Source organism: Mucilaginibacter sp., assembly GCF_041660805.1.
Lineage (GTDB): Bacteria > Bacteroidota > Bacteroidia > Sphingobacteriales > Sphingobacteriaceae > Mucilaginibacter.
In genome coordinates this window covers 104270-117381 of sequence record NZ_JBAZVP010000014.1, presented here as the reverse complement: position 1 = coordinate 117381, position 13112 = coordinate 104270, and the positions used below count along the sequence as shown (strand labels likewise).

At 41.0% G+C, this 13112-nt stretch carries 15 protein-coding genes; 7 read left to right on the top strand and 8 right to left on the bottom strand.

The features are described from left to right. Positions 1-315 (top strand): ferritin-like domain-containing protein (locus WC743_RS17510; protein ID WP_373013965.1); only part of this gene is annotated, 315 nt, incomplete at its 5' end. Positions 316-463: 148 nt separating this feature from the next. Here WC743_RS17510 and WC743_RS17505 read toward each other — a convergent pair. Further along, entirely contained in the window at positions 464-913 is a 450-nt protein-coding gene (locus WC743_RS17505; protein ID WP_373013963.1) for an SRPBCC family protein, read from the bottom strand. A 259-nt stretch (positions 914-1172) separates the two neighbouring features. Next, positions 1173-1799: a trans-aconitate 2-methyltransferase gene (locus WC743_RS17500; RefSeq protein ID WP_373013961.1), complete on the bottom strand. Its 627-nt coding sequence runs from the start codon at positions 1797-1799 to the stop codon at positions 1173-1175. Positions 1800-2188: 389 nt separating this feature from the next. On the opposite strand from WC743_RS17500, the gene WC743_RS17495 reads away from it, so the two are divergent. The 6 genes from WC743_RS17495 (at position 2189) to WC743_RS17470 (ending at position 8095) form a co-directional block, all read left to right on the top strand. After that, positions 2189-2647 carry a PA2169 family four-helix-bundle protein gene (locus tag WC743_RS17495; RefSeq protein WP_373013959.1) on the top strand — a complete coding sequence of 153 codons (459 nt, stop codon included), beginning with the start codon at positions 2189-2191 and terminating at the stop codon, positions 2645-2647. 161 nt (positions 2648-2808) lie between these two features. Then, positions 2809-3543 carry an acyl-CoA desaturase gene (locus WC743_RS17490; RefSeq protein ID WP_373013957.1) on the top strand — a complete coding sequence of 245 codons (735 nt, stop codon included), beginning with the start codon at positions 2809-2811 and terminating at the stop codon, positions 3541-3543. Positions 3544-3662: 119 nt separating this feature from the next. After that, the gene (locus tag WC743_RS17485) at positions 3663-4919 is read left to right on the top strand and encodes a pyridoxal phosphate-dependent aminotransferase (RefSeq protein WP_373013955.1); all 1257 of its coding nucleotides are present in this window, start codon (positions 3663-3665) and stop codon (positions 4917-4919) included. 36 nt (positions 4920-4955) lie between these two features. After that, a complete protein-coding gene (locus WC743_RS17480; protein ID WP_373013953.1) occupies positions 4956-5774 on the top strand; it encodes a DJ-1/PfpI family protein in 819 nt (272 codons plus the stop codon). 8 nt (positions 5775-5782) lie between these two features. Beyond that, positions 5783-6493, top strand: coding sequence for an SAM-dependent methyltransferase (locus WC743_RS17475; protein WP_373013951.1), 711 nt, complete (start codon positions 5783-5785; stop codon positions 6491-6493). A gap of 3 nt (positions 6494-6496) precedes the next feature. After that, a complete protein-coding gene (locus WC743_RS17470; protein ID WP_373013950.1) occupies positions 6497-8095 on the top strand; it encodes an FAD-dependent monooxygenase in 1599 nt (532 codons plus the stop codon). Between the two features lie 313 nt (positions 8096-8408). On the opposite strand, the gene WC743_RS17465 is transcribed toward WC743_RS17470, so the two are convergent. The 6 genes from WC743_RS17465 to nadD all read right to left on the bottom strand — a co-directional run bounded on the left by WC743_RS17465 (position 8409) and on the right by nadD (position 13055). Next, positions 8409-8939: a hypothetical protein gene (locus WC743_RS17465; protein WP_373013949.1), complete on the bottom strand. Its 531-nt coding sequence runs from the start codon at positions 8937-8939 to the stop codon at positions 8409-8411. A gap of 30 nt (positions 8940-8969) precedes the next feature. Next, positions 8970-9716, bottom strand: a complete 747-nt coding sequence (locus WC743_RS17460; protein WP_373013948.1) for a hypothetical protein — start codon at positions 9714-9716, stop codon at positions 8970-8972. A gap of 113 nt (positions 9717-9829) precedes the next feature. Next, positions 9830-10531 carry a LytR/AlgR family response regulator transcription factor gene (locus WC743_RS17455; RefSeq protein WP_373013947.1) on the bottom strand — a complete coding sequence of 234 codons (702 nt, stop codon included), beginning with the start codon at positions 10529-10531 and terminating at the stop codon, positions 9830-9832. A 6-nt stretch (positions 10532-10537) separates the two neighbouring features. Then, entirely contained in the window at positions 10538-11737 is a 1200-nt protein-coding gene (locus tag WC743_RS17450; protein WP_373013945.1) for a sensor histidine kinase, read from the bottom strand. Positions 11738-11807: 70 nt separating this feature from the next. Further along, positions 11808-12407, bottom strand: a complete 600-nt coding sequence (locus WC743_RS17445; protein WP_373013943.1) for a tRNA-(ms[2]io[6]A)-hydroxylase — start codon at positions 12405-12407, stop codon at positions 11808-11810. Positions 12408-12482: 75 nt separating this feature from the next. Further along, positions 12483-13055 (bottom strand): nicotinate (nicotinamide) nucleotide adenylyltransferase, encoded by a 573-nt coding sequence (nadD, locus tag WC743_RS17440; protein WP_373013941.1) that lies wholly within the window; start codon positions 13053-13055, stop codon positions 12483-12485. Positions 13056-13112: the final 57 nt, after the last annotated feature.

Here is a 13112-nt window from a genome sequence, read left to right as displayed (position 1 = left end):
TCGATAAATAAAAAAGCTGTTGCCAAAAAATGTGAAGCTATGGCCGGCCTGATTAAAGAATCGGAAGAAATAGTTGAAAGCACCGAAGACGGTAGCATCACCCGTGATGCCGGCATCATATCAGCCTGCCAAAAGGTTGAGCATTATGAAATTGCTTCATATGGCACACTTAAAACTTTAGCTGGTGTATTGGGCTATGACGATGCTGTTGAGTTGCTTGACGCAACCCTGCAGGAAGAAAAACAAACCGACGAGTTGCTTACCCAGGTTGCGGTAGGCACTATCAATCAATCTGCAAAAACAGAAAAAGCGTAATTAATATTTTTCACAATTTTATAATGAAAGGCCGCCCCTTGTGGGGGACGGCCTTTTTTCATTACGGATTTTCCCTTTTTAATGGTTCTTTATCCCTTTTGGTGATGATTCAAAAACTCAGATCAAGTGCTTTTTAGGGGTAATGAAATCAAGCATCCGGTATTTCAGGTTCTACCAGCTTAATGAGTTTTTCAATCGATTCCTGCCAACCCAGATAACACATTTCAACTGGTATCGCAGAAGGTATTCCTTCCTGCAATATTTTCAGTTCCGTACCTACGGATGTTTTTTGAAGCCAAACAGAAGTAGTCATTACACCAGGCAGGTTTGGGTCATCAAATTTGTCTGTGTATTTCAGAAACTCATCTGGTTTAACCTCTAAATATTCCCCTCCAAATGTATGGCTGTTACCGGTTGTAAAATTGTGAAACGACATTTTAAAAGTACCACCTACCTGAACGTTCATGTCGTGTACAGTACAAAGAAAACCATAAGGCGGCAACCATGAAGCGATCGCCCCGATTTCGGTGAAGGCACGATATACCTTTTTAGGTGAAGCCTTAATAATTCTGTGCAATGAAACTTTGTTGTCTGACATAAAATTATTTTTTTGTATTCCTACTCGTTTGGCTTTTCGGTTCGCCCGTTTTTGTATGTGGTAGCTGCTCCACCGTCTATTGATTGTTGTTTTTATTAATTTGCTTTAACAAAGATGCAAGTAAAAACAGGTTTTGAACAGGGCAGTATGCGACAATTTACAGCCAATTTGCGACACGTTATTCAGGTTTTTATCGGCTATGGTGTTCCACCCGTACTTAAGAACCGTTTAATGAGACTGTTTTTCCAATTAAATGAGACTATGTCAGATGGGGCTGTCTTTTAAAGCTGCAAAAAAGGAAATTTTGCTTGGTTTGGAGAGGTGTGGTATGGTCTTCGTTGATACACCTGATTTTTTTAAATGCAGGATTTAGCTGTTCTTGCAATTGCGTTTCAGTATATTGTTTGATGTGCAAACCACTACACTTTTCAGGCCCGCTTTCAGAAAAGGTGCCTATCACCATAAAATCATTTACTACATTTTTGGCAATGTTGAGATAGGCCGCAATTTGTTGAGGAGTAGTTAGGAAATGAAACGTGGCACGGTCATGCCAAAGATCATAATGGCTGGTTGGTTGAAATTCGGTAATGTCCGAAACGATCCATTTGACTTTCGCACTTTGATCACCGAGTCTGACTTTAGCTTTTTCCAAAGCCGATTCCGAGATATCAAGCACAGTAACATCAGTAAAGCCGTCTTGTAGTAAGTAGTCCACCAGCTTGCTGTCACCACCGCCAATATCTATGATCCTGGCATCTTTACGTAAGTTCAATTCGTTTATAAAGTCAAGGGAGGTTTGAGGTACGGGTTGAGTCCAGCTCACCTGCTCCGGCGATTTCGTCTGATATACCTGCTCCCAATATTCTTTCCTGCTTTCTTCTTCCATAGTACTTTAAATTCTCAACGTTTTTTTGCTTATGCATAGCATGGTCATAGCCTTATTTACACATTTTATAAAATAAATTTAATAATTGTGTAGCACAATCGCTAAAGTAGCCGTAAAGGATATATTATTAATAGTTTAAGTACGCCATGCAGATAGCCGAGGGGGTAAAAGGCTATCTGCAACAGGCGTATATTAACTCTAAAATAGACACTATAAATTAAGGATACACTTAAACACCTGCCTTTTACAAGCGCAGGTGTTTATTTTTTAAAGCTGTATTTAACTGTACCATAGTCCAATAAGATTATTTTTATAATTTATTTAATTTAAAATTAAAAATGGCAGAGGTTTTGCATAAGTAGTACTAAACAAATTATAATACTACCATTATGGAAACTACAGAAAAAGCAATTGAAGTTTTAAATGATCTAATTGAAATTAACAATGACCGTATAGATGGCTTTGACCGCGCATCAAAAGAGTTAGGTGAAGGCGATAGCGATCTTAAAGCATTGTTTAGCAAATTTGCAGATGATAGCCGCCGCAACGTGCAAGAATTAAGTGCAGTAGTCAGGCAGGCAGGTGGCGAAGTTGAAACAGGTAATTCCGCATCGGGCACCATACATCGTGCATGGTTAGATGTTAGAGCTACATTTAGTGGCCATGATCGTAAAAGTATCTTAGAAGAATGTGAGCGTGGTGAGGATGCCATTAAAAAAGCGTACCGCGATGCTTTAACAGAAGATAATGGCTTATCAACACAAAACACCCAGCTAATTGCACAACAGCAACAAGTTATTAACGAAGGCCACGACAGGATCAAGGCTTTAAGAGACAGCCAGGTGTAATTTTAATAAAGAATATAATTAGAGAAAGGCCGTTTAGCAAATGCTAAGCGGCTTTTTATAAATATGGTGAATTTGTTAACATCAATTTTAAATCCATGGTAAAGTTTAAATCGTATATTTGTAATCATTATAAATAGCATTCCCATATTAAATCAAACTTTGTGATTATATTAATTTTCTTTTTAGCTCATTGGTTCTTATCCTTATTTTTCCAGACATTTTTTCTCCACCGGTACGCTTCTCATAAAATGTTTACTACTAATAAATTTTTTGAACGTGCGTTTTACATAATGACCTATGTTTTTCAGGGTTCGTCATTTTTAAACCCTCGCGCTTATGCAATTATGCACCGCGAGCATCACGCTTACAGTGATACCGAGAAGGACCCGCATTCACCGCATTTTTTTACAGATGTTTTCCAGATGATGTGGCACACTGTATTAAGTTATCGTGACCATATCAAGCGGTTAAAAGAACCCGAAGAACGCTTTAAAGGAAACTACCCGGAATGGAAGTTTTTAGATTATATAGGTTCTTCTATACTATCTCGCCTAATATTTGGCGCTATGTATATCGCCTTTTATATATTTTTTGCTACACAATGGTGGATGTACCTGTTAATTCCAATACATTTTATGATGGGCCCGTTGCATGGCGCTATTGTAAACTGGTGCGGCCATAAATATGGTTACGCTAATTTTGACAACAACGACAAATCAAAAAATACAACTCCGTTTGACTTTTTCATGCTGGGCGAATTGTTCCAGAATAATCACCACAAACGCCCAAACAACGCCAATTTTGGTGCCAAATGGTTCGAGATAGATCCGGTTTACCCAATCATGAAACTCATGCACTGGGCCAGGATCATCAGGCTGAGAAAAGCATATTTGTAAATATAAAGCTTTGTCCAAAACGTAAAGCGAAGAGCAATGTCCATATGATATTGCTCTTCGCTTTTTTTATGAAATGCTTTCTGCTTTAACCTTTCAGCATTAAGCTTATATTTGCTGCAATGAAAGTATCGGTATTAGCGCAAAATTTAAGCGGCTCTGAAATTATTAAGATAGCCGGCGAAATAAACGAATTAAAAAAACAAGGGCAAAACATTGCCAACTTAACTATTGGTGATTTCGACGCCGATATTTACCCCATCCCATCAGAACTAAAGGACGGTATTATTGACGCCTATAATAAAAACCAAACCAACTACCCCCCTGCCGATGGTATGCTGAGCCTGCGCGAAAGCGTATCAGATTTCCTTAGCAGCCGTATGGGATTGGAGTATGGCCCAAACCAAATCCTTATATCAGGCGGTTCAAGACCGTTGATCTACTCTGCCTTTCTCGCGCTGGTTGATCCGGGTGATAAAGTGGTTTTCCCAATTCCATCATGGAACAATAATCATTATTGCGACCTTACAGGTGCCGATGCCATTTTGGTAGAAACCCATGCCGGAAATAACTTTATGCCCACGGCAGACGAGATCCGCCCGCATTTAAAAGGCGCTACCATGCTGGCATTATGCTCGCCGTTGAACCCAACGGGTACCATGTTTGATAAAAAAGACCTGGAAGAAATATGCGACCTGGTAATTGCCGAAAACAAAACCCGTAACGCGGGTGAAAAACCACTGTATTTATTATACGATCAGATCTATTCACAACTAACTTTTGGTGAACACAAACATTATGATCCGGTAACCCTGCGCCCGGAACTAAAGGATTACACTGTGTTTATTGACGGCGGATCGAAATGTTTTGCCGCTACCGGCGTGCGTGTAGGCTGGGGCTTTGGCCCGGCGTTCATCATTGATAACATGAAGGCCATTGTTGGCCACATGGGTGCCTGGTCGCCTAAAGCAGAGCAGGTTGCTATGGCCGGTTATTTAAAGAACAACACTTTTGTTGATCAGTATCTTGATAAACTAAAATCTGGCATACAAGCCAGTCTGAATACTTTGCACCAGGGCTTTCAGCAATTAAAGGCCGAAGGTTTTAGTGTTGATTCCATTGAGCCAATGGGCGCTATTTACTTAACCATTAATGTTGATTATACCGGCAAAATCACGCCTGATGGCCAAGTGTTGAACAACAGCGCCGATGTAAACTTTTATCTGATAAAAGAAGCCGGGGTGGCGTTTGTGCCTTTCTCTGCTTTTGGTACCGGCGAAGAGATAACCTGGTTCAGGGCATCAGTTGGGGCAAGCACGCTTGAGGATATCCAGCAAATGATACCCCGCATCCGCCAGGCGTTGGCAAAGCTGAAATAACTTGTATACATTTATACTAAATAAACTTCCGTCACCATGAAAAAAGTATGTTTAGTAATACTGTTCACCATTTTTACTATAGGCACTTTGTTTGCCCAGGCGGACGCCGCAAATGATTCAGTTTATGTTTGTGCCCCCTGCGGTTCTGGCACATGTGACAATATAAAATATGATAAAGCGGGCATTTGTACTCATTGCAATATGGCGCTGGTTAAAGTATCGCTAAATGATTTTAAAAAACAGCAAGATCAAAAGCCGGTGACTATTTGTTTTTACCTGCAGGATGGCATTGAGCTGTTAGATTTTGCCGGGCCGATGGAAGTATTTACAATTGCCGGCTTTAAAGTTTTCACTGTATCGAAAACTAAAGACAAAATTAAATCACAAGGCGTACTATCTATTAATCCTGATTACAGTATACAGGATGCACCCGCAGCAGATATTATGGTGGTATTTGGAGGTAACACTGCGCCTACAGAAAGCGACCCGGATGTAATTGGATGGATAAAATCGCGTAAAGCACAAACAAAATCTTATCTATCGGTTTGTACAGGCTCTTTTATTTTAGGAAGGGCCGGTGTATTGGATGGATTAACCGCTACCACATATCACACCCAGATAGAATCAATGAGGATGCATTTTCCAAAAACAAAAGTTTTGGCAAACACCCGCTTTGTTGATAATGGTAATGTAATAACTACAGCCGGCATCTCTGCAGGTATTGATGGCGCCCTGCATTTGGTAGCTAAACTAAAAGGAAATTCATTTGCTAAAGGCGTTGCTCAAACCATGGAATACGACAAATGGATACCCGGGCAGGGTTTAATTCTTAACGCAGGCATAGCTGCTCACTAAACAAAATTATGGCTAACGGAACGCTTTTTTTAATACCTGTACCACTTGCTGACGAGGCAGCTGCAAAGTCCTTTACACCGTATTTGGTTGACACTATAAACAGTATCAAAGAATATATTGTAGAGAATGAAAAAACAGCGCGCCGCTTTTTAAAAGAGGCTGGTTTAAAAACACCGCAAAGCGAACTGGTCATACACGATTATGGCAAACATAACCGCGATGCGGGTCTTAAAGAGTTCTTTAAAGGCCTTATAACCGGTAACGATGTAGGCCTGATGAGTGAAGCCGGTTGCCCCGGTATTGCCGATCCTGGTGCTGATATAGTAGCCGAAGCGCATCGTAAAGGCATAAAGGTTGTACCGCTGGTTGGGCCGAGCTCTATTTTATTAGCGTTAATGGCATCTGGCTTTAACGGGCAAAGCTTTACGTTTCATGGCTATTTGCCAATTGATAAAATTGAACGCAGCAAACGCATTAAAGAATTGGAAGGCCTGGCCGAAAAAAACAAGCAAACGCAAATGTTTATTGAAACCCCTTTTAGGAATGATAGCATGCTGCAGGATGTATTAAAAAGCTGTAAGCCAAATACCCGCCTGTGCATAGCCTGCGATATTACTGCGCCTACCGAATTTATTAAAACCATGTCTATTGCCGATTGGCAGAAAGCATTGCCTGATCTGCGTAAACGGCCTGCAATATTTTTATTGTTTCATGCCTGATAAATGATTAGCCTGCCGCAACATACCACTGTACTGATAGTTGGTGCCGGCCCATCCGGATTAATGATGGCCGCCCAATTACTACGCAATGGTGTACAACCGGTAATAATAGACACCAGGCTCGGCCCAACCAATCAATCAAAAGCATTGGCTGTACAAGCCCGCTCACTTGAAATTTACCGCCAATTAGGGGTTATTGATAAGGTCATTAGCGGGGGTAAGCAAGCCGGGGGTGTTACTTTGAATGAAGATGGCAAACAGGTGGCTACGCTGCTTGTGCAAGACCTGGGCAATACACAAACCTTATTTCCATTTATACACTTATACGAGCAAAGCAAAAATGAGCGGATACTGCTTGAATACCTTACACAAGCTTGCTGCCCGGTTTACTGGGAAACCTCTTTAACTACCTTAAAACAAAATAAAGATAGCGTAACCGTTACCCTGCAAAATGGCGAAACAACTGCTAACCTTAATTGCAGTTATGTAGTTGGTGCTGATGGCGCTCATAGTGTTGTCCGCAAGCAATTGGGCATCCATTTTTCTGGTGATACCTATCAGCATAAATTTTACCTGGCCGATATAAAACTGGGAAATGATTTTGATGGCGATATTGTAAACCTGTTCCTTTCCAAAAAAGACTTTGCAGGCTTTTTCCCACTGCCCGAAGAAAGGTTGTTCCGGATTGTGGCCAGCTTACCGGATGAGCTGGAGGATAAGCAGGATTTGAGCATGGATGATGTAATGCCTTATCTGAATACAACTACCGCAACAGATATTAAAGTTGAGCAGGTAAACTGGTTCACTATTTATAAACTGCACCATCGCATGGCTGATAAATTCAGCGATCAGCGGTGTTTTTTGGTTGGCGATGCCGCGCACATCCACTCGCCGGCTGGCGGGCAGGGCATGAACACCGGTCTGCAGGATGCTTACAATCTGGCCTGGAAAATGGCCGCGGTAATAAACGGACAGATCAAAGAGAATATACTAACCAGCTATGCTGTTGAACGTATACCGGTAGCCAGGGAGCTGCTTAACACTACTGATCGTATCTTTAATATCATTACATCGCGCAGTTGGTTCAGTGGCTTAATAAAGCGTTATATAATGCCTAAAGCATTAAAGTTATTCTGGAGCAATAAAAATTTAAGAGAAACTTTTTTTAAGCGCATATCACAAACCAGCATCAATTATCGCGATAGCAAAATTAATTTGCAGCTGGGAAGTGTTACCTCAATAAAGGCCGGCGACCGTTTACCTTATCTGCCAATTTTTGACGAAAAAAAGCAAAGCAATACAGATATCCATGCATGGTGCAGTAAACCGGGATTCACGCTTATTACCCTGGGCGAAATAAGTGAGGTTTACCTGTTCACCCTCGCAAAGTGGATCACCCAAAATTATGCAAGCAGCCTTAATTTTTTTCACCTGCCGCCATCAGTTAACAATCAAAATGTGTTTAACACTTTTGAAATAAATGCGGGTACACGCAAAGCACTGATCATTCGCCCGGATATGCACATTGGCTACATGAATGATATTGTTGATATTGAACCGATGAATAATTACCTGCGAAATGTAGTTGGCTTTATCGCATAAATATTGTCTCATAACATACCTTGCATTCGGCAATGACCCTAATGTTATTAAGTTAAGAGGATATATTTTATAAATAGCGCCGTTAGGTGCTAAAGCTTTGTAGCGAATCATAATTAAACATTTTAGCGTGTCATCGGTATGCACCCTGGCGTAGTTCCGTACCGATGGCACGGTATTGCGATTTGATTATTTTTCTACAAAGCTTTAACCCCGATGGGGTTTATCCCCTGCTTTCCGTTAATGGAAAAGACACCCAACCTTTCTCCGGGCTGCAGATCACCGGGCATTTGCCCTATGCCTCCTGCCGGATATATTAATAATTAGCTAAAACAGCATTGCTATTTACGTTTGTCCGCACATCAACTTCCTTGTAGCTAATGACAGATAAGTTGTCCTGCATTTTCACCGTAAATGTCTCTTTACTATCCGGGAGGGCAAGTACCATGTATTCGCCAAAAGTGTTTAATAGGGTAAGGTCGCCGGTGGTGTAAATAATGGCCACCTTATGAGCATCAATAGTTGTAATGTCTGATGCTATCAGCTCAAACCTGGGCACTTCAAATAAAATATTATTGCCCAAATTGTCTGTTATCCCCGGGATGGTATTCTTTAGCATTTCTATACAATAACCAACAGAGAAACTCAACTTGTAATGAAGTGAGTTTGCCCGGCCATCGTTATTCTTCATCTCAGAAAATGTTTTCAATCTGTTACCCGGATTATAGGCTTGTGATTTGAGCAAAAATTCCTGATAGGATGCAAACAATACACTCTTTTCGAAATTACCGGTTGATGATGCATCAATAACTTGTTTGTAAGCGAGTTTAACAATTGCCTTTGCCATGATATTTATTATTAATGGTTAATACTAAAACTATAATGCTATACCAAAAGTGTAAGTACCTGTGTAACCTGCGGCAATGCTGCCAACCAATGATAATGTCTCATTTGCCAGGTCAGTGGCCGAGTTACCAAAAATACTATCAGATGCATTACGCACGGGGTTTATACCCGCGGTATACAGCGTGCTTTTATGCACCGCATCAGATATGGTTTCAGAGAAAGTAAGCTGGGCCTGCTTTTTTAAAACATCATTTACAAAAATTTCAAAGTGAATGTGTGTAGCCCTGCCGCCATACCAACCCGGGTAAATGGTTGTGAAAGCAACCGCTCCCTTAGCATCAGTTGCCTGGTAGCCGCGTAACCATGTTTCACCAACATAGCTTTTGGTACCCAGTATGCCGGGCTGGCCAGAATAACCGGAGTAATACCCATCTTTATTACAGTGCCAAAGATCAACTCGTGCATTGGCAACCACGTTGCAGTTATCATTTGTGTTTACTACAAGCAGGTTCAATGTTAACGGTACACCTGTTTGGCCACTGGTAATATCAGTTCGGTTAAGCGGGTTTTTTATTTCTCCTCCGGGATAAGGGTAAGGGCCTTCTACCTCAGTAGGTGTTACACGGCAGGCGCTGCTTGCCGTGCTTGCATCTGTAGATGTTGTGGTACCAGTGTCTGTTATACCTGATGATGCACTTTCTTTTTTGCATGCCTGTATAAGCATAGGGCCTGTTGCCGCTGCTATTGCAAATGTTTTTAAAAATTCATTCCGTTCCATATTACAAAAATCAGTAGGGGTTATTATTAACTGATATAAATGTACTATGGGTGTACAGTGTGTGGAACGGTGTATCGGTAAATGGAGAATATGTATCGACTATCCGAGTATTTTCATCTTAATTTCATCCATCGCCGGGCAAAATCAACATAACTATCGCTAATTGGCAATTCAATACTATCGAGTTTAACCTTACGGTTTTGTATCGAGTTGATTTTGTTTACAGGTACAATATAGCTGCGGTGTATGCGCTGAAACTTTTCTTCGGGAAGCTTTTCCAGTACCTTTTTCATCGGCATAAGGGTTAATACAGTTTTGGCATTTTGCAGGTGGATCTTAATATAATCTTCCATGCTCTCAATATATTCAATCTCCTTCAGGCTGATCTTAACCATACGGTATTCTGAGTATACATACAGGCTTTCATCCTGACCTTCATTGGCAGGTGCATTTTTATATTTATAATAGTCTACCGCTTTTTCAACAGCTTTGCCAAAGCGTTTTACGTCGATAGGTTTGAGCAGATAATCAATAGCTTCCAGTTCAAAGCCCTCAAAAGCAAAGTTTTTGTAAGCCGTGGTAAATATTACCATTGGCTTTAAAGTTAGCGAACGCACCAGGTCAATGCCGGTAATATCAGGCATGTTAATATCAACAAATAGCAGGTCTACAGTATTTTGGCGCAGGTATTCGGCACCGGATATGGCGTCTTCAAAAGTTTGCAACATTTGCAAGGCCGGAAACCGCGTAACGTAATTTTTAATCAATTCAAGCGCGAGCGGCTCATCATCAATGGCAACACATTTTAACTGCATAGGTTATCAGCAATGTAAGGTTAACACAACCACAAACATATTGTTGTCATCGGTAATTTTTAATATATGCCTGCCGGGGTATAAATGCTCCAAACGCTTCTTGGTATTGGCAATACCAATTCCTGTGCGTTCTATATTTTCTTTATGCTCAAATATGGGGTTAACACACATAAAGGTAACGGCACCATCTACAATATCAAGATTGATATTGATGGCACTTTCGTACTGCTTGCTTACACCATACTTAAACACGTTTTCAACAAAGGTCATGAGCAATAAAGGCGCTATTTTTTGCTGCGCGATAGTACCGGTAATGTTAAAATTAACTTTGGTTTTGCCGCCTAACCGCAATCGCTGCAAATCAATATAATCTTCAATACAAGCAACTTCACTTTGCAGGGTTACAAAATCTTCGGTAACATCATCTGTAACATAGCGCATAATGTTTGATAGCTTCATAATACTTTCGGCAGTGTTAGGGTTATTGGTAACTGCCAGCGTGTAAATATTATTCAGCGTATTAAATAAAAAGTGAGGATTGATCTGCGCCTTTAAAAATGATAGCTCGGCGCTTGCTTTCTCTGCTTCGGCGCTGATAACACGCTGCTCGGTTGCCTGCCATTGTTGTACAGTTTTTATAGCTGTGCTTAAAGCCATTATCATTACAAACAGGAACAAACTGGTGGTATCCACATGTCGCCCCCTGCCCCAACCCGGTCTGCCAAATTGCGAAAACTGGCCTTTACCCCGTGAAAATTGCTTCCCGGTTGTTAAACTATCACCAGGCGTACCTTGCCTCCCATTATTGGACGGGGGCGGCCCGCCCGGGCCAAAGCTATCATTTGGCGGATTACCAAATGGCGGCCCGCCCGGTTGCTGCATGGCCATGTTATTCCGCTTTACTACATTGTTGTGTAAGAGCCTGTCAAATGGCTGCAAAAAGTAAATGCCTGTTAACAAGCAAAAACAAACAATGGCATAGTTGAGATATTTTTTTTGAAGGAAAAGCTTCGGAAACAGAACGTAAGCGTTAAGATAGAAAAGTGCAATATAAGTGATACAGAACAACCAGTAATACGGCGATTCCAATAATGTGAAAATGCTAATAGTATTTCTACCGTTTAAGAACAGCAGCGGGAAAGCCATAAACAATAGCCAGCCGGCTATATGTATAATAATAACCGAAAAGGTTTTTAAGCGTAACATTCTCAAAGTAAGTACTATTTAGCCGTAATATAACCAATGTATCGGTGACCGGGTGCTTTGTATAGATGAACTACCCGTGTATGGTTTCGCCTTTCCCGTAGTTTTGTATCACCTGGGCCTCATAGGTCAGAAACTCTTTCCAGCGTTTGTCTACATCAATTTCAACCGCGTATTTTTTGGCCAGGCGAATAAACATAGCATAATGTGTGGCCTCACTAACCATTAATTCATGGTAAAAGGCTGATAGTTCGGCATCGTTAATGTTTTCTGACAGTACCTTAAAACGTTCGCAGCTGCGGGCTTCTATCATGGCCGAGAACAGCAGCCTGTCAATTAATTGAGCTTCGCGGCCACCGCCTATGATAATAAACTTACGCAACTCATTCACATAGTTATCCTTACGCTCTTTGCCTAATACAAAACCACGCTGAATAATTAATTCATGCACACGCTTAAAATGATCCATCTCTTCCTGCACCAAAGCTATCATTTCCTGTACCAGATCGCTCAGGTTTGGGTTTTGCACAATAAGTGTAATGCCATTTGTGGCGGCCTTTTGTTCGCAGTATGCATGGTCAGTTAACAGTTCTTCTATGTTACTTTCCACAACATTTTTAACCCAAAGCGGGTCGGTAGGTAACTGTAGTTTAAGGATGGTTTTCTCGCTCACGGAAGCAAAGATAGTAAGATTAGAATCAAGATGTAAGAATCAAGAGATAAGATGGTACCCAAGAATTTGAATTAACTACCTGTACAAACCCTTACTCTCTATAAACTTCAAAACCGGATCGGGCACAAAATATTGTACGTTCTTTTTCTCGGCTATTGATTTACGGATAAAGGTTGCGGATAATTCCATCAACGGCGTCATGGTGATGGTTACCGATGGGTGCGATGCAAATTCGGCATTTTCATAGCCCGGGCGGGGATAAACAAATATTTGATAGTCGCGCAGTATTAAACGGTAATTTTTCCATTTGTGCAGGGTCACCAGGTTATCTGATCCCATGATCAATGCAAATTCATGCTCCGGGTACTTCTCCTTTAAAAATGTGAGGGTATCAATGGTATAAGAAGGCTGTGGCAGCTTTAACTCTACATCGCTTATGGCAATATTTACAGCATTATCAGTAGCCAGTTTAGCCATCTCCAGCCTGTCGTAGGTATTAATCAGGTCGCCGTATTTTTTTAATGGATTTTGAGGCGATACCACCAGCCAAACCTTATCTAAAGTGGTGTGGTTAGCCATGTAATTGGCTATAATTAAATGCCCTATGTGTATGGGATTAAATGAACCGAATAGTAAGCCTATCTTCATTCTTGTTCATGGTTAATAGTTTATTGATCATAGCAAACAGAGTGTTTACTATGTATA